This is a genomic window from Desulfomicrobium norvegicum (assembly GCF_900114595.1).
GTDB classification, from domain to species: Bacteria; Desulfobacterota; Desulfovibrionia; order Desulfovibrionales; family Desulfomicrobiaceae; genus Desulfomicrobium; species Desulfomicrobium macestii.
This window is the reverse complement of the sequence record NZ_FOTO01000002.1, coordinates 383,757-405,561: the sequence shown is the minus strand read 5'-3', so window position 1 is coordinate 405,561 and position 21,805 is coordinate 383,757. Positions and strand designations below refer to the sequence as shown.

The following is a 21,805-nucleotide window of genomic DNA, read 5'->3' as shown; positions in this document are numbered from 1 at the left end:
CACGACCTCCAAGACCGGCCAGCTCGCCGAGTTCTTCAAACTTGAAGCTTTTGGTTCTGGTATTGATGCGTAGGATTTTCATGAAGACTCCTTGATCAGCAAATCGGGTAAGAAGTTTGTGAAAGGCACAGAATCATGCCTCTCAAGACATAAAGCAAAAAAAAGGGCAGGGTTGGGAGGAATGCCACCTCTCAACCCTGCCCCAGTTACTGGCATCATACAATTACGGCAGTCTCACGCTTCGGGTCCGGATCAGGGTGACCCGGCTTGCACACACTTCACGCTTCAAAGCCGCGAACCCGCGCACCACGTTTCGTCGAATCTGGCCGTTTCCAGAAAATCTTCATCGCGCACCGTGGCCCCGACCTCATCGCGCTCAAGGCCGACTTTCCAATCAACCTCTTCCAGGGAAAGCAGCGAAGCATCGTCAAACCACATGCGGACCTCCGGTTTCTGAAAAAAAAAGCGCGCCGGTTGGCCGGCGCGCAATGATTAATTACAGGGCAGCCTCGTAAATGCGGGCTACATCGGCGTCTTTCAGGCAGACGGGGTTGGTGAAACCGCAAGCATCTTTCTGAGCGTTGCCGGTCATGATGGCGATGTCTTCCTTCTTGACGTCCTTGCCATAACGCTTGCCCAGCTCGATCAGGCCGGAAGGAATGCCGACGTCGGTGGACAGCTGCTTGATGGCGTCAAGAGCCTTTTCCGCACCAGCACGCAGGGACATGCCTTCAACATTCTCGCCCAGGAACTTGGCCATGTCGACAAAGCGCTCGAGCTTGGCGTTCAGGTTGGCGCGCTCAACGTGGGGCAGCAGGATGGCGTTACATTCACCATGGGGCAGATCGTAGAAGCCGCCCAACTGGTGAGCCATGGCGTGAACGTGACCAAGGCTGGCGTTGTTGAAAGCCATGCCGGCCAGATACTGTGCGAAACACATACCTTCGCGGGCTTCGATGTCCTTGCCGTTGGCAACGGCTTTGCGCAGGTACTTGGCGATCAGTTCGATGGCCTTCTGTGCGCAGGCGTCGGTCATGGGGGTAGCGATGGTGGAAACATAGGCTTCCACGGCGTGGGTCAGGGCGTCCATGCCGGTGGCTGCGGTCAGCGCCGGGGGCATGCCGACCATCAGCATCGGATCGTCGATGGCGATACCGGGGGTGACGCGCCAATCAACGATGGCCATCTTAACCTTGCGGGAAGTATCGGTGATGATACAGAAACGGGTCATTTCAGAAGCGGTGCCGGCGGTGGTGTTCACGGCCAGATATGGAGGCATGGGCTTGGTGGACTTGTCCACGCCTTCGAAGTCATGAATCTTTCCGCCGTTGGCGACAACAAGGCCGATACCCTTGCCGCAGTCATGCGAGCTGCCGCCGCCCAGGGAAATCAGGGAATCGCATTTGGTTTTCTTGTACACGTCGACACCGGCGTGAACGTTGTTGTCGGTGGGGTTCGGAATGGTTTCGTCGTATACTTCATACTTCATTCCGGCGGCGTCCAACAGGTCGGTGATCTGCTTGGTCAGACCGCAGCCAGTGATGCCCTTGTCGGTAACTACCAGGGGCTTGCTGCCGCCCAGAGCCTTGATTTTCTCAGGAATCTGCTTGGAAGCACCAATACCGATCAGAGTAACGCTGGGAATGAAAAATCCATACACCATTTCTTGAACAGCCATGATTGCACCTCGCTAAAGATTGTTTGACTCGAATAGAATCCACTCAATTAACTCTCGTGATTCCCCATAAGGCAAGAATGAGGCCAGACTGCTCGAAAACGTGAAAAATCCTTGCTTTTACACTGTAACATACCGAAATAAAATACCATAACCAATTCACTCTACCCCTGAATGAAAGGCGACCGGCAATATGTTTTCAAAGCCCATCCCGTTTTGTATCACTTTGATCCTGGCCCTTATAGACAAGTTGAGTCAAAATGACTCATTGTGCCTCCCCGCCCCAAAAGAGCACCTTTGCCAGTCCTCTCAATGTTGGGTAGCATGGCCGAAATCGACCATATTATTCTTATTATTTTCAACGTCTTGAAGATATTCATCAAAGAAACGGCGTATGCCGGACAAGCCGGGACAAGCGGTCGTGTTCTTGCACTCTAAATGAAACAGACCAGTCGAGCCCAATCCCGGAACTCAAAGACAAACCCGTCGCGAGGAAAAGACATGGATATAAGAAAATTCTCTCTGCCAGAAATAATTTTCGGACATGGCAGCATGGAATATACAGGATCGTACGCTTTGCAGCTCGGCGCCAAGAAAGTCTTTGTGGTCAGCGATCCGGGTCTCGAGCGCAGCGGCTGGGTCGGCAAGCTCATCGAAGTTCTTGAGGCCTCGGCCTTGAAGTGGGTTTACTACTCAAACGTGAGCTCCAATCCGCGTGACTATGAAGTGCATCTGGGTGCGGATCTGTACAAGGCCGAAGGCGCGGACGTGGTCATCGGCCTTGGCGGAGGCAGCCCGCTGGACATGGCCAAGGGTGTGGCCACCGTGGCCAGCAACGGCGGGATAATCCAGGACTACGAAGGCGCGAACCTGATCATCAGGCCGCTTCCGCCCATGATCTTCCTGCCGTCCACGGCCGGAAGCGGCTCGGACATTTCCCAATTCGCCATCATCACCGATGTGGCGCGCAAGGTGAAAATGTCGCTCATCAGCCGCTCCCTGACGCCCAACGTATCCATCATCGATCCGGAAATGCTCTCCACCGCCGGCGACGATCTCATCGTGACCTCAGCCGTGGACGCACTGTCCCACGCCGTGGAATCCTACGTCTCGCTCATCGCCCACACGCTGACCGAGACCCAGGCCGTAAAAGCCATGCACCTCATTCTGGACAATTTGAAACCAGCTCTCAAAACCCGCGATCCCCTCGCCATGGAAAACCTGTCCATGGCGGCGGTTGCCGCAGGAATGAGCTTCAGTAACGCCAGTCTTGGGGCCTGCCATGCCATTGCCCACTCTCTTGGCGGATTTTTCGATACCACGCACGGAATGGTCCACCCGGTGCTCCTCCCTGCGGTCATGAGCTACAACCTGCCTGCCTGCGAGGCAAAGATGGCCACCATCGGAGAAATTGTCCTCGGCAAACGCCTGTCGTCATCCCTGCAAACAGCCGAGGGCGGCATCAAACGTCTCAAGGAGATTTTTCTGGAACTCGGCACCGCGGTTCATTTTCGCGAAATTGTGGATGACGAGACCGCCTTCCCCCAGATCTGTGAAATGGCCACCAAGGACGCATGCCTGCTGACCAACCCTCGCCCGGCCAAGGCCGAGGAATTGCTGAGCATCTGCCAGGAGGTCTGGTGATGGGTAAGACCACGCTCAGCGACATCGTCGGGCCGGAATATACCAAGCTCGGTTTTTTCCGCGAAGTGCAGGAAAAAATGGGAGAGCTTGAGACATATAATGCGGAGCTTGAACGGAAAAAACAGGAAATCCAGGACATCCTGAACGGAATCATGGATCTTTTGGCGGTGGTCTCGCCGGATTACCGCATTGTCTACGTGAACAAGGTGTTCAACGACTATTTTGATATCCCCCACCCAGAAGGGCTCTTCTGCTATCAGGTTTTCCGGGGCGGCTCCGAGCCCTGCCAGATCTGCCCCCTGCGCACGGCCCTGCAAACCGGCAAGCCCGACCGGGCCTCATATATCGACCACCGACCGGACCGCAGCCTGCACTTCGAGGTCGTGGCCTCGCCCATGTTCGACGACAAGAGCCAGGTTCGCACGGTCCTGGTCTCAAAACGCGACGTGACCATGGAAAAAGAATATCAGGCCAAATACTATCAGGCCGAAAAAATGGCCACCATCGGCCTTCTGGCGGCGGGCGTGGCGCATGAGATCAACAATCCCCTGGCGGCCATCAGCGGCTTCTCCGAGGCATTGAAACGCCGCCTGCCCTACCTTGGGACCCTTCTGGACAAGGAAACGGAACAGGGCATCCTGGAGGATTTCACGGACTATACGACCACCATCCTCGAAGAATGCAACCGCTGCCGGGACATTGTCGGCAACCTGCTCTCGTTCAGCAGCCAGAAAACATGCAAATTCAATACAATAGACCTAAACTCTCTGGTCACGGGGTCCCTCAAGATTCTGCATCACCAGATCAAGTTGCATCCGGGCATAACCCTGCATCAGGATCTGTGCCCCGAACCCGTGACCATCCGGGGCGCCCAGGGCGAACTCAAGCAGGTCCTTTTGAACCTTGTGCTGAACGCCATGGACGCCATCGACGCCAAGGGAACCATCACCATCCGCACCAGCATGGACAACGCGGAACGCGCGGCGCTCATTGTCGAGGATACCGGACAGGGCATCCCCCCCGAAACCCTGGACAAGCTTTTCATCCCCTTTTTCACAACCAAGACCAAAGGGCACAGCATCGGCATCGGCCTGTCCATCTGCTACAACATCATTAAAATGCACGGCGGGGAAATCCACGTCTGCAGCGAACCCGGCAAGGGTTCCGCCTTCCGGGTCATGCTCCCGACCGGATTTTCAGCAAACAACAAGGAAATGACTACATGAGCATCTTCAATTCCATTGAAATACTCGTCGTGGATGACGAGTCCAATATACGCAAGCTCTTCTCCCGCGAACTGGCCTCGCCCGGCCGCACCATCCACACCGTGGGCAGCGCCAAGGAGGCTTTCGAGCACCTGCACAAACATTATTACGACATCATCATTCTCGATATACGCCTGCCCGACGCCAACGGCCTTGAACTGATGACCAAGCTGCTTGAGACCGTGCCCAACGTGGCCATCATCCTCATCACCGGCTACGCCGACGTGGACAACGCCGTGGAGGCCATGAAGAACGGGGCTTACGACTACATCACCAAGCCCTTCTCCCTGGATCGCATGGAGCAGGTCATCGAGAAGGCCTACCAGCGGGTCCGCCTTCAGAGAGAAAATGAGCTCCTGCGCCACAATTCAGAGCACAAGTCCATGCCCAAATTCATAGGGCACTCCAAATCCGTGCAGCAGGTCCGCTATCTCATCGAAAAAGCCGCGCCCACGGATGTGCCGGTCCTTCTGACCGGGGAAAGCGGCACGGGCAAGAACGTGGCCGCCGCCGCCCTGCACGCCAAAAGCAAACGCGCGGGACAGCCGCTCATCATCAAAAACTGCGGCACCTTCGACAAGGAATTGCTCAGAAGCGAACTATTCGGATACTGCAAGGGCGCCTTCACCGGAGCGGAGCGCAGCCATGACGGCCTCCTGTCCCTGGCCCACAAAGCCACCCTCTTTTTCGACGAAGTCGGGGAACTGACCCTGGAGTTGCAGGGCGCCCTCCTGCGCGTGCTTGAAACCCAGCATTTCAGGCGTGTGGGAGACAAGGAGGAGCGTTGCGTGGATGTACGCTTCGTCTTTGCCACCAACAAGGACCTGGCCAAGGAAGTCGAGATGGGACGCTTTCATGACGCCTTCTACCACCGCATCAACGTCTTCAACATAGAGCTGCCGCCGCTGCGTGAACGGCGCGAGGACATCCCGGCCCTGGTCGAGTACTTTCTCATGTCACTGGCCAAGGATGGGCAGGAGTACAAGATCTCGCCCCGGGCCATGCAGCAGCTCATGGACAATCCCTGGCCCGGCAATGTGCGCGAACTCAAGAACATCATCGAGCGGGGCATGATCCTGGCCGAGAACAACATCATAAATGTCCAGGCCCTGCCATTCTGCCAAAAGAGCTGCCAGAATCCGCGTGAAAAAGGATTTTCAACCCTTGAGGAGCTGGAACGTTCACATATCAGCATGGTCATGCATGCCGTGCAGGGCAACAAGTCCCGCGCGGCCCAGGTACTGGGTATCGGACGCAAGACCCTTTACAGAAAGCTCGAAGAGTACAGGCTGACCGAAGTGGGCCTGCAGAACGCCAATTTTCTGAGCAAATAGCGGGGTGGATCTTTTTGACACGGTCTAAAAACGCATTACCGAATCAGGGGCGCCGACAGGGCCCCCGAGAAACACCGGTAAATCATGGTGCGCAATAACCGCTTATGGCTGTTGTGTTTTTTCCCGTCATCCTCTAGCCTGGGGCGGATCGTAAATTGCGCCGCGTCCGGGCTGGCCCGTGCCTGACCGTGCGACGGCAAAAAACTCCAGGATTCGCCAATGCCAACGGTATTTTTCTTTTGCGACGCCACAGGGCGCGTCGTCGAAGCGCACGCAGGGGAATTCGAGGAATGGGACCTTTCTCCCGGCACATCCCTGTGCAACGCCTTGGGCATTGACTGCCCGAACGGAGAACTTCTGAAGGCCCGCCTTTCCCCTGGCACCACACACACTCTGACCGGACCATCGGGACAGCCCATAAGCCTGCGGATCATGCCCCTGCCCAAAAGCCTTGCCCCCGAGGGAGGATTCCTCGCCACCGTAAGAATCTCCTCGCAGCTCGGCATCCTCGCCACGGACAATCCCGAACCCTCGGCCGCCACGCTGGATTATGCCGTGTTCAACGCCGTGTTCAACGACGCACGTGACGCGATCCTGCTCACGGATGAACAATTCCGCATCCTTGCCGCCAACCGCAAAGCCCACTCCCTGTACGCCGAAGGAGAAGAACCACTGGCCGGCGCCACGTTCAAACGCATCCTGCGCGCCGTGGACGAAGCGCGAGTCCTGGCCTCGGCCAGATCCCTGAAAAACGGGGCCTCGTGGCGTGGCACTCTCACGACCTTGAGGCCGGACGGCCAGGAAACACCGGTCAAGCTGGGCGTTCGATGCCTGAGCGTGGGCGAAGTGCGGCTGTTCCAATTCATGATGCGCGACCTGCGCGGACGCATCGCCCTTGAACGCGACCTGGCCCAGAGCCGACTGGCGGTCGCGGACATGAACACGGCCCTGAAGCAGGTTCTGCGCAATGTGGAAGAAGAACGCCAGGAGCTCAAGGACGAACTTGTGCAGCAAGTCCGTGAAGAAGTTCTGCCAACGGTGGAACGGATCGCCCTGGAAGACTCGCCTCTGGTACGCCAGGCCTACAGATCCGCCCTGGAGGAAAAGATCGCGGACATGGGCGTAACCACCCCCGAATCGGCCAATCTCTTTGCCAGACTCACTCCCCGCGAAATGGACATCTGCCGTCTCATCCAGCAGAGTTGGCAAGGCCGGGCCATCGCCGAGGAACTCGGCATCTCCTTTGAAACCCTGCAGACACACCGCAAGAACATCCGCCGCAAGCTCGGGCTCAAGGGCGGCCCGATTTCCCTTTCCGCCTTTGTGCAACAGCATCCTCCATTCTGATCTGTCGGGTACTCGCCCATACCCGATACGTCCCCGCTCCCTCCCCTTGATCTCTCGCGCTTTTCCCCTAGTCTATCCAATGCTGCAAAAAGGCGCGCAAGAAAGCGCGCTTCGTTAACTTGAGCCAAGGAGACTTAATGGCAAAAATATATGTAGAAGGTCTGTATAAAATTTTCGGCCCCAACCCGAAGAAAGCTCTGCAGATGTTATCCCAAGGCAAAAGCAAGGACGACATCATGGCCTCCACCCGGCACGGCGTAGGCGTCAACAACGCCAATTTCGAAGTGAATGAAGGGGAGATCGTGGTTGTCATGGGCCTGTCCGGCAGCGGAAAATCCACGCTGGTGCGCTGTCTGAACCGCCTGATCACGCCTACCGCAGGCAAGATTCTCATCGACGGACGCGATGTCCTGACCATGGGCGAGGACGAACTGCGGCAGTTGCGACAACGCAAGATGGGCATGGTCTTCCAAAATTTCGCCCTCTTTCCACACCGCACTGTGCTCGAAAACGCCGCCCTCGGTCTTGAAATCCAGGGCATGGACAGGGAGCAACGGCTGAAACTGGCCGATGAAGCCCTCTCCCTGGTCGGCCTTGACGGATGGGGCGCATCATATCCGCGCCAGCTGTCCGGCGGGATGCAGCAGCGAGTCGGACTTGCCAGGGCGCTGGCCCTGAGTCCCGACATCCTGCTCATGGACGAAGCCTTCAGTGCGCTCGATCCCCTCATCCGTCGCGACATGCAGGACGAACTGATCAGCCTGCAGGAAAGGATGCAGAAAACCATCGTCTTCATATCGCATGACTTGGACGAAGCCCTGAAGCTCGGCGACCGCATCATTCTAATGAAGGACGGCGCCATCGTGCAGATTGGATCACCGGAAGAAATCCTGACCCACCCGGCCGATGAATACGTAGCGCGATTCGTCGAGGACGTGGACATCACCAAAGTCCTGACCGCCGAATCCGTCATGAAGCACAGCGAGGCCGTGGCCTATCTGCGCACAGACGGCCCCCGTGCGGCCCTGCGCAAGATGCGTAAGCACAACATCGCCCATCTCTTCGTCGTGGACCACACGCACCGGCTGGTAGGGATCGTCTCCGCCGACGCGGCGGCCATCCTGGCGCAACGCGGCGAAGGAAGCCTGACCGAAGCCATCTGCACGGATATCAAGACCGTTTTTCCGGACACGGCAGCTCATGATCTCTTCAGCATAATGGCCGATCTGCCTTACCCGCTGGCCGTGGTCGATGAAGCAAACAAGTTCAAGGGAGTCATTGTACGCGGCACACTTGTCGCGGCCCTGGCTGAAAGAGGAGGTGCCGCATGAACGAGTACAAACTGCCGGTAGGCGAAGTCATCGAGACTGGCATCGACTTTCTGGTCGAACACTTGTCATTTATCACCAAAGCCAGCGCCGAGGTGGTCGAGACGCTGCTGGGGGCCATGGAAAGCGGCCTGCTGCTCATCCCCATCCCGGTTTTCATCGTGCTGGTGGGAGCCTGCGTATGGTTCCTGACCAAGGAGCGCAAACTCACCCTGGGCAGCGCTCTCGGCCTTGCGCTGATCTGGAACATGGGACTTTGGACCGCGACGGTCAGCACCATCGCCCTGGTTCTGGTCGCCACGCTCTGCGCCATCGCCATCGGCGTACCGCTGGGTATCTGCGCGGCCATCAGCAAAGGCACATACAAGGTGGTCATGCCCGTCCTCGACGTGATGCAGACCATGCCGGCCTTTGTCTATCTGATCCCGGCCATCCCCTTTTTCGGGCTGGGCAAGACAGCGGCCATTTTTTCCACGGTCATTTTTTCAATGCCTCCGGCGATCCGCTTCACGTGCCTCGGAATCCGACAGATTCCCGCGGAGCTTGTGGAATGTTCCACCGCTTTCGGCGCAACGCGCATGCAGAGACTGTACAAGCTGGACCTGCCCCTGGCCGCGCCGACCATCATGGCCGGCATCAACCAGACGGTCATGCTGGCCCTGTCCATGGTCGTCATCGCGTCCATGATCGGCGCCAAGGGTCTGGGCGGAGAGGTTTGGAAAGCCATCCAGCGCCTGCAGATGGGGCGCGGATTCGAGGCGGGCATAGCCATTGTCATCGTGGCCATGATCCTGGACCGGGTGCTGCAGAAGCTTGGCACCCGAAAAGAAAACTAAAACAAAGGAGTTACCTGTGAAAAGAATTCTACTTACCATCGCGTGTCTGATGCTCTTGATTCAACCTGCCATGGCCGCCAAGGGCAAGGTTCGCATCGCTTACGTCGAATGGGACTGCGCCACGGCCAGCACTACGGTTGCCAAGGCCGCGCTGGAAGAAATGGGTTATGAAGTCGAAACCCTCGCGGTCGCGGCAGCAGCCATGTGGCAGGCCCTTGGAACCGGCGACGTTGACGCCATGGTCACCGCCTGGTTGCCCGTGACCCATGCCGACTATTACGCAAAGGTCAAAGACAAGGTCGAAAAAGTGTCCGTGGTCTCCGGCGGAGCCAAGCTTGGCTGGGCCGTGCCTGCGTACGTTACCATCAACTCCATTGAGGAGCTGAACGCCAACGCCGACAAATTCAACGGCAAGATCATCGGCATCGACCCGGGCGCCGGCCTCATGAAGCTGTCCGAACAGGTCATCGCCGACTACAAGCTGGACAAGCTGGAACTGATGGAAGGCAGTGGTGCAACCATGACCGCAGCCCTGGACAATGCCATAAAGAACAAGGAATGGGTGGTCGTCACCGCTTGGTCCCCGCACTGGATGTTCGGCAAGTGGGAACTCAAGTACCTGGAAGACCCCAAGGGCATCCTTGGCGGCGAAGAACAGATCGAGGCCATCGTGCGCAAGGGCCTGGACAAGGACATGCCTGAAGTTCATGCCTTCTTCTCCAACTTCAAGTGGGATTCCCCGGCACAGCTGCAGATGGTCATGGCCTGGAACCAGGAAGGCGGAAGCCCCGAGGAAAACGCCCAGCGTTTCCTGAAGGAATATCCGGAGACCGTGAAGCGCTGGATGGGCAAATAACCGCAGTCTGAAACACGACGCTAAACGGCTCGGGCCAGGGATATGATCCCCGACCCGAGCCGTTTTTTTTGCTTTCCCGGATGACAAGTCCTATAAGACCTATAGGTCCCATGGGACACATAAATTTCCGCCAGAGGCATCTCCCCAACAAAAAACCCCGGCTCGCACCGGGGTTTTCTGATCAGGCCAGCTTACCGCAACATTTCTTGTACTTCTGCCCACTGCCGCAGGGGCAGGGGTCGTTGCGGCCGACCTTGGGGTCGACCCGGCGCACCGTGTCCGGCTTCTTGTCGGCGGGTTCGTTGCCGCCGACATACTTCACGTCTTCCTGTTCCTCGTGCTTCAACTCCTCCTGCTTGACCGCCTCGATGCGCAGGTGGGTTAGCGCCTTCATGGTGTTCTCGCGAATGCGGAAGATGAGGTCCTCGAACAGCTCGAAGCCCTCGCGCTTGTATTCCTGCTTGGGATCACGCTGGGCGTATCCGCGCAGGCCGATGCCTTCCTTGAGGTAGTCCATCTGCAGCAGATGGTCTTTCCAGTTGCGATCGAGGGCATCGAGCAGAAAGAAGCGCAGGATTTCCTGGTACTGATCAGGGGCGGCGGCGCGATGTTCCTCCAAAACGGACAGGATCGCGGTCCGTGCATCGTCCTTTTCGATGAATTTTCCACCCGGTGCCATGCGCTCCATGGCGAAGACTTCGTCCAGCTTGGAGCGGATCATGCCCCGGATTTCTTCGGGAGATTCGGAGTGCCCCTTCTTGTTTTCAAGGGGCTCGTAGACCTGGGAGAGCAGATCGTCGATGAACTCCTCCACCGTGGGCTGCAGGTCGTCGGCGATCATGAACTCGCGGCGCAGGGAATAGATGACCTCGCGCTGCTGGTTCATGACATTGTCATAGTCGATGAGCTGCTTGCGGATCTCGAAGTTGTGTCCTTCGACCCGCTTCTGGGCATTTTCAATGGACCGTGAAATGAGCGGATTCTCGATGGTCTGACCGTCTTCCAGGCCCAGCTTGTCCATGATTCCGGCGATGCGGTCGGATCCGAAGAGACGCATGAGCGTGTCGTCCAGAGCCAGATAGAAGCGCGAGGAACCGGGGTCGCCCTGACGTCCGGCGCGGCCGCGCAGCTGGTTGTCGATGCGCCGGCTCTCGTGGCGCTCGGAGCCCAGGATGTGCAGTCCGCCAAGCTCGCGCACGCCTTCTCCAAGGACGATGTCCGTGCCTCGACCAGCCATGTTGGTGGCGATGGTCACCCGCCCTTTCTGTCCGGCCATGGCCACGATCTCGGCTTCCTTCTCGTGGTACTTGGCGTTCAGGACTTCATGCGGAACGCCTTTCTTCTTGAGCAGGGATGCGATGTACTCGGACTTCTCGATGGATGTGGTGCCGACCAGAACCGGCTGCCCCTTGGCGTGCAGGCCCTTGATCTCCTCCACGATGGCCGCGAACTTTTCGGCCTGCGTCTTCAGGATCACGTCGGGAAAATCCTTGCGCACCATCTGCTTGTTCGGTGGAGCGACCACGACTTCCAGCCCGTAAATCTGCTGGAACTCCACGGCTTCGGTATCTGCCGTACCGGTCATGCCGGCCAGCTTCTCGTACATGCGGAAGAAATTCTGAAAGGTGATGCTGGCCAGGGTCTGGTTCTCGGCCTCGACCTTGACCCCCTCCTTGGCTTCGAGGGCCTGATGCAGGCCGTCGCTGAAACGCCGCCCGGGCATGAGTCGGCCGGTGAACTCATCCACGATGACCACCTGTCCGTCCTTGACGATATAGTGATCATCCAGGGTGAAGAGATAATGGGCGCGCAAGGCCTGAAGAATATGGTGCTGCAGGGTGATGTTGGCCGGATCGAAGAGGTTGGTCACGCCCAGGATCTCTTCGCAATGGGCCACGCCCTCGTCGGTGAGCACGACGGTTCGCGCCTTTTCATCGATGGTGAAATGCTCGTCCCGGTCCAGCTTGGGAATGATGGCGTTGACGCGGCCATAGAGCGAGGTCGATTTTTCGCCCGGACCCGAGATGATGAGCGGGGTACGGGCTTCGTCGATGAGGATGGAGTCCACTTCGTCGACGATGGCGAAATTGAGCGGACGCTGCACAAGCTGATGCTTGTAGAATTTCATGTTGTCGCGCAGGTAGTCGAACCCGAACTCGTTGTTGGTGCCGTAGGTCACATCCGCGCCGTAGGCCTGCTGGCGCTCGGCGTCGGAGAGGCCGTGCACGATGACGCCGACGGATAGTCCCATGAACGTGTAGAGCTGGCCCATCCAGGCCGCGTCACGCTTGGCCAGGTAGTCGTTGACCGTGACCACGTGCACGCCCTTTCCAGACAGGGCGTTCAGAACTACTGGCAGGGTCGCGACCAGGGTCTTGCCCTCGCCGGTCTTCATCTCCGCGATCTTGCCCTGGTGCAGAATCATGCCGCCCATGAGCTGCACGTCAAAATGGCGCATGCCAAGCACCCGGCGGCTGGCCTCGCGAGTCAGGGCGAAAACCTCGGGCAGCAGGGAATCAAGTTCGCGCCCACCGGCCACTGCTTCCCGGTACTCCGCAAAGCGGCTCGGAATCTCGGCATCGGCAAGAGCCTGCATTTCCTTTTCCAGGGCGTTTATCTTGCCGACCGTGGGCTGCAAGGTTTTCAGGAATCTGTCGTTTCTGGAACCGAATATTTTCTTGGTCAAGTAACCGATCATGAATACTCCCGACTCGTTGGTCTTGGGGATAAAAGAGTCTCTTGCCGGGGGGCGGGTGCTCCGGCTAGAAATCGGACCCATGCCCCGAGCTCACGCACTAGGGCAGATTTTTTACAATTACAACCGCAAGAAGGCAGCCATGAACGAGCATAACCGCGCCCTATTGATCATCGACATGCAACACGACTTCGCCGTGCCCGGCGGGGCCTGCGAGGTAGCCGGGGCCCATGCCACCATTCCGGTCATCCGCAAGGTCCTGACCCGATTTCGGGACCTTGGCTTGCCGGTCTTTCACATCGTGCGCGAATACCGCAGCGATGGCTCCGACGTCGAAATTTCCCGCCTTGAAGCCTTGAAAACCCGGCCCATGGTGGTTCCCGGCACTCCGGGAGTGCGCATAGCGCCAGGGCTTGAGCCCATCGAGGGCGAGTACCGCATCGTCAAAAAACGCTTCAGCGCGTTCATGTTCACGGAGCTCGACCTGATCCTGCGCCGCAAGGGAATCACGCACCTGACCGTGACCGGCACTCAGCTGCCTTTTTGCCTGCGCACAACCCTGTTTGACGGCTTGAGCCTGGGCTACCACATGACCCTGCTGACCGACGCCTCTTCCTCGCGCACGCAACAGATCCACCTGGCCAACATCCAGGACATCCGGGACGCGGGCATGGCCTGCGTGAGCGTGGAGGAATATCTGCACGGTATCAACACGCCGGCCTGATGCCGTGCCGGGGGAAGACCACCGCCGCCTCTCAGGCCCGGTTCATCTCCCGCTCGGTGTCCCGGTTCACGGCTTTCTGTTTCAAGTCCTCGCGCCGATCGTAGACCTTCTTGCCCTTGGCCAGGGCCAGTTCGATCTTGATCTTGCCGTCCTTGAAATAGAGCTTGGTCGGCACCAGGGTCAGTCCCTTCTGTTCCATCTTCGATTTGAGCGAGTGAATCTCGTGGCGATGCATGAGCAGCTTGCGCTCCCGATCCGGGACATGCTGGGCGTATCCGGCGTTGGCGTAAGTGGAGATATGCACGCCCGAGAGAAAGGCTTCGCCTTCCGTGATGCGTACATAGCCATCCATGAAGTTTACTTTTCCTTCACGCAGGGATTTGACCTCGGAGCCGGTCAGCATGATGCCGGCCTCGATGAAATCGAGCAGTTCGAAAAAATGACGGGCCTTGCGGTTGGCCGCGATGATCTTGATGCCTGTAGGCTTGGCGCACATGAAAAAATCCTTGAAGTTGAAATCTAGTCGTCCACCAGGGAGGAGTAGAACATGAGCTCCTCGGGAAAACGGCGGAAGATCATTTCCCGGACGAGCTTGTTGTTGCGGGCCACCGAATGGCTGGCCATGACCTGCTTCAGGAGGGCGTTGCATTCCTCCATGGAGGCCTGCCGGACGATGCGCTTGATGCCCGGAATGGACTGGGGCCCGAGACTGATGGAGTCGACCTGCATGCCCATGAGTACAGGGATGCAAAAGGGATCGGCCGCAAGCTCGCCGCACAGGCAGACCTCGATGCCCGCCCGGTGGGCCGAGTCCACCACCCACTTGATGGAGCGCACGATGGCCGGATGCAAGGGCTGGTACAGATAGGACACATCCTTGTTGGTGCGGTCGATGCCCAGGGAATACTGAATGAGGTCATTAGTGCCGATACTGAAAAAGTCCACCTCGCGGGCCAGAAAATCGGCGGTGATGACGGCGCTCGGCACCTCGATCATGATGCCCATGGGCATGTCCTCGCGGAAGCAGATCCCTTCCGCGTGCATCTCCTCCTGGACCTCCCGGTAGAACTTCTTGACCTCGACCAGCTCCTGCAGGCCGGAAATCATGGGAAACATGATGGACACGTTGCCAAGCACGCTGGCCTTCAGGATGGCCCGCAGCTGGGTCCGGAAGACCTCGCGGTGCTTCAGGCAGTAGCGGATGGCACGCAGGCCCAGGGCAGGATTGGACTCTGCCGAGGACTGCATGCGCATGAGCTTGTCCGCGCCCACGTCCAGGGTGCGGATGACCAGCTTCTTGGGCGCGACCAGTGAGGCCATGTCCATGTAGATTTCCGTCAATTCGTCTTCGGTGGGCATTCCGTCGCGGTTCAGGTAGCTGTACTCGGAGCGGAACAACCCGATGCCCTCCCCGCCGTTGTCGTTGACCGCGACGACCTCTTCGAAAAGTTCGATGTTGGCCAGGACTTGCACCCGGTAGCCGTCGATGGTCTCGGCGGGAAGGTGGCAGGAGCGCATGATCGTGGCCTGATAGCCCTCGAACTGAGCCTGCAGGTCCGTGTAGCGGGCCAGTTCGTCTTCGTCGGGATCGATGATGATGCGCCCATGGAAACCGTCCAGGATGATGATCCCGCCCTCGGCCAGGTCATCTCCGAGCCCTTCCATGCCGACCACGGCCGGAATCTGCAGGGACCTTGCGAGGATGCCTGCGTGGGAGGTCTTGCCGCCCTGAGCCGTGGCAAAGGCCATGATCTTGTTGACATCCAGCTCGATGGTATCGGCCGGGGAAAGATCATGGGCCAGCAGGATGGCGCGGTGCTTGATGGCCTGATGCCCGCTCTCCCCCCCCACCAGCTTGCCCAGCACCCGTTCGGCCACCAGACGCACATCCTGCATGCGCTGCCGCAGGTATTCGTCGGCGATGGAGGCGAAGATCTCCTGTACATCCCCGACGGCCCGCTCCAGCGACCATTCCGCATTGATCTTGGTGAGGGCGATGTGATCCAGGGCCCGTTTGCGAAACTTCTGATCGCGCAGCATCATGAGGTGCGATTCGATGATGGCCGAATGTTCCTTCAGATCCTCCGGCACCAGGGTCAAAATCCTTTCCAGATCGTGCAACGCGTCATCAAAGGCCCGGTTCAGCCTCTCGATTTCAAAAGGCACATCCGCATCGGACACGGTCTGGCGGACCGTGCCGGAGAAATGGCTTTTGTTCAGGTAATACGCGCGGCCAATGGCAATGCCGGCCGAAACGGGGATACCGAAGAGCGTGCGGGAAGCCATCAGCGATCCTCTCCGAACATGTCTTCAAAAAGTTTCGAAAGGCTTAAAAGGGCATCGGCGGCATCTGGGCCGTGGGCACGCAAGGTCAGCTCAGTCCCTTGCGGTGCGGCAAGGGTAAGCAGGTCAAGGATGGATTTGGCATCGGCCTCCATGTCGCAGGAGTGCACAGTGATTGAAGCCACATAACGCTGGGCTTCCTGAGAAATCTTTCCCGCGGGCCGGGCATGAAGCCCGAGGCTGTTCCCGACCCGGATAATCTTTTCCTGCACTTCATCCATTTCAAATCACCTACATGGATACAAAAGCAAAAATCTTTTCCCAGGGTGCCATCAGGCCGCCCAGAACCAACGCCGCCAAAATCAGGGAGCGATCCCACTCACGCATGAAGCCGGCCAGGGCCAAAAGTCCGGCACAGGCGGCCCAGACCAGGGGCCACAGTCCGCCCGCAGGAGCTGCCTGCAACAGAAAAAGGGCCACCAGAACGCTGTTCATGAGCTTGAGTCGCTGCCCCCAGTCAATGAGATTCCAGGACCTTAGCCGTTGCAGAAAAGAAAGCCCCTGAGCATAGCCGCGTCCGAAGGTGTACATCTTGAAAAGCTGCAACCCGCAGAAGCACAGACAAATCCAAACCGCAAGCGTCCACGTGTATCCAGCGGCCGCCAGATTGACGCCGACCAGGGACCACAAAACCAGAAAACTGCCGCCGAAGAAAGAATCCCCCAGTGCCGACAGGGTATAAACCGTGGTCGAACGCAATTTGGGAAGGATGTCCGCAGGAAGCATTCCAAGAGCTATCTTCTTCTCCATGGACAAAAAAATTCCGACCAAAAGGGGCGTCCAGAAGGGGTGGGTGTTGTAATGCTTCAGATAGCGGCCCCGCGCACGCTTCAAGGCTTGCGGTTCAGAAGCGTAAAGCGCACGCAGCCCCGGCTCCATGATATAGGCCAGCCCGACATTCTGCATCCCCTTGGTGTTGAATGTGGCGCCAACCATATATGTTCGCAGAAAAATCTGCAGCAGGATCCGCGTATCCACCCTTACTCCGCGTCGTGTTCCAGGATCAGTTCGTATATCTGCTTGACCGACCAGCCCCGGGTTTGATCCCGCAGGGTCCGGGCCGCGTCCTTGGCGTGCATGCCCTCAAGCATCAGGCCCTGGACCCGCTCCAGAACCTCGGCCCTGGACGTGGCGGCAATCTCTTCAGGGGGACCTATGATCACGGTCACCTCGCCCAGTAGCTCCTCAGTGAATTCCTGGAGTTGACCAAGCCTGCCATTGATAAACTGCTCATGTTTCTTGGTCAATTCCCGGGCCAGACAAAATTCCCTCTCTCCAAGCACCTCGAAGGCAAGCGCAAGGGTCGGGAGCACCCGATTCTTGCGTTCAAAGAAAACCAGAGTAGCCCCGAGCTGTGCATAGGGCCGAAGCAAAGCGCGCGCGTCTCCGCCCTTGCGCGGAAAAAAACCAAGAAAAACAAATGGATACGGCGGAAGACCGCTGGCCATGAGCGCCGCGATGGGCGCGCAGGGACCGGGCACCGGCACGACGCGGATCCCATGCTGACGGCAGGCCGCGACCAGACGGTAGCCGGGGTCGGCGATGAGCGGAGTTCCTGCATCGGAAACCACCGCGACATCGAGCCCCTGCTCCAGAAACGCCAGCACCTCGGCAATGCGGGAGCCCTCGTTGTGTTCGTGCAGGCTCAAAAAGCGCTTGCCCGCAATACCGGCCAGCTGCAGCAGATGACCGGCCCGCCGGGTGTCCTCGGCCAGAATGACGTCAGCCTCTTCCAGGGTTTGCCGCGCCCGGGGAGAAAAATCACCAAGGTTGCCAAGGGGCGTGGCCACGATCCAGACCGTCCCGTACATCAATGATATCCTCCCAGTGTTCGACGACCGTTTCCCCGAGCAGAAAAAGTATGCTGACCAAATCGAAGCGGCATGGCCTGCTCCAGGCCCGATGCCGGCTCAGATATAACGTTCCCGTCTTGATCAGGCGCTTCTTCTTGGCCGGCCCGATGGCTTCGCCGGGCTCGCCGCGCACATCACCGGAACGGGTCTTAACCTCGACAAAGACGATCGTCCCTGCATCCTCGCAAATCAGATCGATCTCGCCGCTCGTGCAGCTGAAATTTCGTTCGACAATCCTGAGCCCTTTTTCCGCCAAAAAAGCGGCAGCCAGCTCTTCGCCGGCCTTGCCCGTGATCAGATGCCGGGCAGCCACAGCTGCGCCTCCCGAGGCACCGGCCCCACGCCGCGAAAACTGATCCTGTGCGCCGGGCTCGGGCCGAGACTGCGCAGCGCATCGAGGTGCGCCTTGGTGCCGTATCCCTTGTGCACCGCGAACCCGTAGCCCGGATAGCGCTGGTCCATGCACAGCAAAAGATCGTCCCGAAAGGTCTTGGCCAGGATGGAGGCCGCTGAAATGCAGGGATGGAGAGCATCGCCGCCGACCACGGTCATTTGGGGCAGGGAAGATGGGAAACGCTGGTTGCCGTCCACCAGAACCAGGCCTGGACAGACCGTTAAGGCGTCCAGGGCACGAGCCATGGCGGCCAGGGTGGCCTGCAGGATATTGATGCGGTCGATTTCGCCGGGCCAGGAAAAACCTAAGGCCCAGGACACTGCCTGGGCCTTGATGGCTTGTGCAAGCACCGCGCGCCGTCGCGAGGAGAGCTTTTTGGAATCGGTCAGGCCCGGAAGGTCGAAATCCGGAGGCAATATGACTGCCCCCGCCACCACCGGACCGGCAAGACAGCCGCGTCCGGCCTCGTCGATGCCGGCCTGAATCTGATCCGCGAACTGAGTGCAGCCTTTGGGGCTGAGCAAATTGATCCTACCAGGCGTTCTTGGTCTTGATGCGGGCAGCTTTGCCTCTGAGGCTACGCAGGTAGTAGATGCGGCTCTGACGAACCACGCCTTCGGAAATAACTTCGATGCGGTCGATGGTCGGGGCATGCAGGGGGAAGATGCGCTCCACGCCGACGCCATCGGAAACCTTGCGCACGATGAACGTGCTGTCGGTGGTGCCCTTCTTCAAACGCAGAACCACGCCCTGGAAAACCTGGATGCGTTCTTTCTCGCCTTCGATGATGCGGGTATGCACCTTGACCGTGTCACCGGCGCGGAAGCGGGGATGGTCGGCACGCAGGTGCTCGTTTTCAATCTTCTGGATGATGTTCATGATTTTCTCCTTTATCTGAAGCGGCCTGTGGGCCGCAACGTGTGCGTCTTATCCGATATCGCCCAGCAGGCGGTCCACCATGATGGAAGCCGCGGAACGGACGGAAAGGTGGTTGTACCTATCCATAAAACGTATGGCCCGCAACATGCCGTCGGCCCCTGCCAGAACGTCGCGATGCAAACCGTGTCCGGTGCCCAGAACCAGAAGAACCGGCTCCTTCTGAAGCATCTGTGACACCTGGGCGCAGGTCATGTTTCCAGCCTTGGCGCTGGTAGCCACGACCTTGGGACGCACGCCCGTGCAATCCGTGATTTCCGCGATGGCCTCGTCCAACAGGCCGACCACCCGGACCCGGCCCAGGGCGGTGCCCCGATCCGGATTTGCCTTGAGCCCGTAACCCTCGCGCCAATGGCCTATGAGGGTGCGGGCGAGATCCTGCTGGTCCGCGACCGGGGTGCAGACAAAATATCCGCCAAGCCCATAGGTACACGAAACGCGTGCAATATCGTGGAGGTCAAGGTTTGTCAAAGACGTAGTGATGGTCTGACCCGATTTATTTTCAACCGGGTAATGGACCAGCGCCACAAAAAGATTTCGCCCCGGCCGTGTCCGCTCAAGCCCTTTCAAATACTTGATGTCATCATCCGTCAGCGCCGCCTGGGCAAGAATGTCCGGACGCGAGGCCAGGGTCGTCTCCAGGCTCTTTTCCCGCCGCCAGGCCATGATGCGTCCGTGATGGCCCGAAGACAGAACCGCCGGCACTTTCAGGCCCTCGTACTCCTCCGGCCTGGTGTAATGGGGATATTCAAGCAGGCCGGAACTGAAGCTTTCCTCGTCGGCGCTTTCGTCCTTGCCCATGAAATCCGGGATGAGTCGGCCAACGGCCTCGATCAAACACAGGGCGCCAACCTCTCCGCCATTCAGGACAAAGTCGCCCACGCAGATGGGCTCGATGGCGCAAAGCTCTTCCAGCCTGGCGTCGATTCCTTCATAGCGGCCGCACAACAGCGCGATCTCTTCCTCCCCGGCCAGTTCCCGAGCCAAGGCCTGGGTCAGGGGACGCCCCTTGGGACTGAGCATGAGCACCCTCGCCTTTGGCCCAAGGGCCCCAAGCGCGCGGCGGATCGGATCCACGGCCATGACCATGCCCGGCCCGCCCCCGTAGGGACGGTCATCCACATTGTGATGCTTGTCCGTGGAATGGTCGCGCGGATTGATGAACGAAAACTCGATCAGCCCCTTTTCCCTGGCCTTGGACAGGAGTCCGCAGGAAAGGGGGGAATCGAAAAATTCGGGAAAAATGCTGATGACGGAAAATCGCATTCCTGCTTCCACTTTAATGGCCGGAGCACTAGGGAGGGAAACTGCAAAAGTCGCTCGGCACCGCCCCTGGTCATTCCCGCGAAGGCGGGAATCCATCTTATTCCGATCAGTTAAAATTAGGGGATTGATCCCCGCCTTCGCGGGGATGACGACAGTGCATATCGACAATCCTGCGCGCCATTACCTCTGGCCAATCACGCTTACGGCTGTTGATACAATTCGAGCAGGCCGTCCGGGGGATCGACCAGGATGACTCCGGCATCAAGGTCGATATCGAGAATGAACTCGTCCACGGCCGGAAGCATGATCTCGTTGCCGTCCTCGTCGTGAATGAACCACAGCACCTGACCGGCCACGTCGCGGATGTCTTCCAAGAGGCCGATGCGGGAGCCGTTGACATGCATGACCGGCAGGCCGATCAAGTCCTCGGGGCGATACTCGTCCTCGTCCAGCGGCGGCAGATCGCGTTCCCGCGCCAGCACGTCGGCACCACGCCACGCCTCCGCCTGATCCCGCCCCTGGGAGCGGTCAACGGTGATGAGGGCGCGACCCTGATGCGCACGCCATCCTTCAAGAACGCAAGGCCTCGGTTTTTTGCCCGGAAGCCGCAGGTAGATGCGGGTCAAGCCCTCAAAGATGAAAGGGGAGTCTGCATATGGTTCGATGCAGAGCTCCCCCCTGAGGCCATGTGGTTTCTGAACCCGACCCAGTTCCACGAGCTTGACCGGGTCCAATTTCTCTTCGGACACGTTACTCCAGAATTTCCAGGACTGAACGTTTCCTGATTTTGGTTGAAGCCGCGCCCAAGATGGTCCGCATGGCCCTGGCCGTGCGCCCCTGCTTGCCGATGACCTTGCCCAGATCTTCCTTGGCCACCTTCAGCTCAATGACGGAGGTCTGCTCTCCCTCGATTTCAGTCACCGAGACACTGTCCGGATTATCCACCAAAGACTTGGCTATGAATTCGATCAAATCCTTGAGCATGAGCACCTCCGCTGAAGATCTGTGGATCGCACGATGAGCCGGGCGACGAGCCTTGGAGGTACTATTTACTGAATCCAGACTTCTTTAGCAAGGAGCGAACCGTATCTGTGGGCTGCGCACCCAGTTCGATCCAGCTTTTGACCTTGTCCTGATCGAACTTGATCTCGGCAGGCTCGGTCATGGGGTTGTAATAGCCCACATAATCAAGGGCCCGGCCGTCACGGCGGGAAGCGGAATCCACGGCCACGATGCGGTAAAACGGTTTCTTCTTGGAGCCCATGCGGGTCAGTCTGAGTTTCAAAGCCATTGTTGTTCTCCCTGAACG

The 21,805-nt window shown here is 58.6% G+C and carries 23 protein-coding genes; 8 read left to right on the top strand and 15 right to left on the bottom strand.

The features are described from left to right. Positions 1-285: 285 nt before the first annotated feature. Complete coding sequence (locus BMZ24_RS19650) at positions 286-438, bottom strand: hypothetical protein (RefSeq protein WP_153304603.1); 153 nt, start codon at positions 436-438, stop codon at positions 286-288. Between the two features lie 58 nt (positions 439-496). After that, on the bottom strand, positions 497-1,678 hold the full coding sequence (locus BMZ24_RS05815; RefSeq protein ID WP_092190206.1) for an iron-containing alcohol dehydrogenase: 1,182 nt from the start codon (positions 1,676-1,678) through the stop codon (positions 497-499). 498 nt (positions 1,679-2,176) lie between these two features. Here BMZ24_RS05815 and BMZ24_RS05810 point away from each other — a divergent pair, with 498 nt between their 5' ends. The 7 genes from BMZ24_RS05810 to BMZ24_RS05780 all read left to right on the top strand — a co-directional run bounded on the left by BMZ24_RS05810 (position 2,177) and on the right by BMZ24_RS05780 (position 10,285). Further along, positions 2,177-3,319: an iron-containing alcohol dehydrogenase gene (locus tag BMZ24_RS05810; protein WP_092190204.1), complete on the top strand. Its 1,143-nt coding sequence runs from the start codon at positions 2,177-2,179 to the stop codon at positions 3,317-3,319. Further along, positions 3,319-4,545, top strand: coding sequence for a two-component system sensor histidine kinase NtrB (locus BMZ24_RS05805; protein ID WP_092190202.1), 1,227 nt, complete (start codon positions 3,319-3,321; stop codon positions 4,543-4,545). The genes BMZ24_RS05810 and BMZ24_RS05805 overlap by 1 nt, the downstream gene beginning before the upstream one ends. Next, positions 4,542-5,918, top strand: a complete 1,377-nt coding sequence (locus BMZ24_RS05800) for a sigma-54-dependent transcriptional regulator (RefSeq protein WP_092190200.1) — start codon at positions 4,542-4,544, stop codon at positions 5,916-5,918. Before BMZ24_RS05805 ends, BMZ24_RS05800 begins: the two co-directional genes overlap by 4 nt. A gap of 219 nt (positions 5,919-6,137) precedes the next feature. Beyond that, positions 6,138-7,265: a LuxR family transcriptional regulator gene (locus BMZ24_RS05795; protein WP_092190198.1), complete on the top strand. Its 1,128-nt coding sequence runs from the start codon at positions 6,138-6,140 to the stop codon at positions 7,263-7,265. A gap of 137 nt (positions 7,266-7,402) precedes the next feature. After that, positions 7,403-8,596, top strand: a complete 1,194-nt coding sequence (locus tag BMZ24_RS05790) for a quaternary amine ABC transporter ATP-binding protein (protein WP_092190196.1) — start codon at positions 7,403-7,405, stop codon at positions 8,594-8,596. Beyond that, the gene (locus BMZ24_RS05785) at positions 8,593-9,429 is read left to right on the top strand and encodes an ABC transporter permease (RefSeq protein ID WP_092190194.1); all 837 of its coding nucleotides are present in this window, start codon (positions 8,593-8,595) and stop codon (positions 9,427-9,429) included. Before BMZ24_RS05790 ends, BMZ24_RS05785 begins: the two co-directional genes overlap by 4 nt. A gap of 16 nt (positions 9,430-9,445) precedes the next feature. Further along, positions 9,446-10,285, top strand: coding sequence for a glycine betaine ABC transporter substrate-binding protein (locus BMZ24_RS05780; RefSeq protein ID WP_192624350.1), 840 nt, complete (start codon positions 9,446-9,448; stop codon positions 10,283-10,285). 181 nt (positions 10,286-10,466) lie between these two features. On the opposite strand, the gene secA is transcribed toward BMZ24_RS05780, so the two are convergent. Beyond that, on the bottom strand, positions 10,467-12,983 hold the full coding sequence (secA, locus tag BMZ24_RS05775; RefSeq protein ID WP_092190192.1) for a preprotein translocase subunit SecA: 2,517 nt from the start codon (positions 12,981-12,983) through the stop codon (positions 10,467-10,469). Between the two features lie 139 nt (positions 12,984-13,122). Here secA and BMZ24_RS05770 point away from each other — a divergent pair, with 139 nt between their 5' ends. Then, a complete protein-coding gene (locus BMZ24_RS05770) occupies positions 13,123-13,704 on the top strand; it encodes a cysteine hydrolase family protein (protein WP_092190190.1) in 582 nt (193 codons plus the stop codon). A gap of 31 nt (positions 13,705-13,735) precedes the next feature. Here BMZ24_RS05770 and smpB read toward each other — a convergent pair whose 3' ends face one another. The 12 genes from smpB to rpsP form a co-directional block, all read right to left on the bottom strand. Beyond that, entirely contained in the window at positions 13,736-14,200 is a 465-nt protein-coding gene (smpB, locus tag BMZ24_RS05765) for an SsrA-binding protein SmpB (RefSeq protein ID WP_092190188.1), read from the bottom strand. Between the two features lie 23 nt (positions 14,201-14,223). After that, on the bottom strand, positions 14,224-15,990 hold the full coding sequence (gene ptsP, locus BMZ24_RS05760; RefSeq protein WP_092190186.1) for a phosphoenolpyruvate--protein phosphotransferase: 1,767 nt from the start codon (positions 15,988-15,990) through the stop codon (positions 14,224-14,226). After that, the gene (locus BMZ24_RS05755; protein WP_092190184.1) at positions 15,990-16,268 is read right to left on the bottom strand and encodes an HPr family phosphocarrier protein; all 279 of its coding nucleotides are present in this window, start codon (positions 16,266-16,268) and stop codon (positions 15,990-15,992) included. Before BMZ24_RS05755 ends, ptsP begins: the two co-directional genes overlap by 1 nt. Positions 16,269-16,278: 10 nt before the next feature. Further along, positions 16,279-17,025: a PTS system mannose/fructose/sorbose family transporter subunit IID gene (locus tag BMZ24_RS05750; protein ID WP_244150290.1), complete on the bottom strand. Its 747-nt coding sequence runs from the start codon at positions 17,023-17,025 to the stop codon at positions 16,279-16,281. A gap of 2 nt (positions 17,026-17,027) precedes the next feature. Continuing rightward, positions 17,028-17,858 carry a 16S rRNA (cytidine(1402)-2'-O)-methyltransferase gene (rsmI, locus tag BMZ24_RS05745; RefSeq protein ID WP_092190182.1) on the bottom strand — a complete coding sequence of 277 codons (831 nt, stop codon included), beginning with the start codon at positions 17,856-17,858 and terminating at the stop codon, positions 17,028-17,030. Next, entirely contained in the window at positions 17,809-18,213 is a 405-nt protein-coding gene (locus tag BMZ24_RS05740; protein WP_092190180.1) for a YraN family protein, read from the bottom strand. Before BMZ24_RS05740 ends, rsmI begins: the two co-directional genes overlap by 50 nt. Further along, entirely contained in the window at positions 18,195-18,818 is a 624-nt protein-coding gene (locus BMZ24_RS05735) for a ribonuclease HII (RefSeq protein WP_092190178.1), read from the bottom strand. Before BMZ24_RS05735 ends, BMZ24_RS05740 begins: the two co-directional genes overlap by 19 nt. A gap of 7 nt (positions 18,819-18,825) precedes the next feature. After that, complete coding sequence (gene rplS / locus BMZ24_RS05730) at positions 18,826-19,173, bottom strand: 50S ribosomal protein L19 (RefSeq protein ID WP_015775468.1); 348 nt, start codon at positions 19,171-19,173, stop codon at positions 18,826-18,828. Positions 19,174-19,221: 48 nt separating this feature from the next. Further along, complete coding sequence (gene trmD / locus BMZ24_RS05725; RefSeq protein ID WP_092190176.1) at positions 19,222-20,496, bottom strand: tRNA (guanosine(37)-N1)-methyltransferase TrmD; 1,275 nt, start codon at positions 20,494-20,496, stop codon at positions 19,222-19,224. A gap of 200 nt (positions 20,497-20,696) precedes the next feature. After that, complete coding sequence (gene rimM / locus BMZ24_RS05720; RefSeq protein ID WP_161949051.1) at positions 20,697-21,245, bottom strand: ribosome maturation factor RimM; 549 nt, start codon at positions 21,243-21,245, stop codon at positions 20,697-20,699. A 1-nt stretch (position 21,246) separates the two neighbouring features. Further along, a complete protein-coding gene (locus tag BMZ24_RS05715; protein WP_015775465.1) occupies positions 21,247-21,480 on the bottom strand; it encodes a KH domain-containing protein in 234 nt (77 codons plus the stop codon). A gap of 61 nt (positions 21,481-21,541) precedes the next feature. Further along, positions 21,542-21,787, bottom strand: coding sequence for a 30S ribosomal protein S16 (rpsP, locus tag BMZ24_RS05710; protein ID WP_015775464.1), 246 nt, complete (start codon positions 21,785-21,787; stop codon positions 21,542-21,544). Positions 21,788-21,805 lie beyond the last annotated feature (18 nt).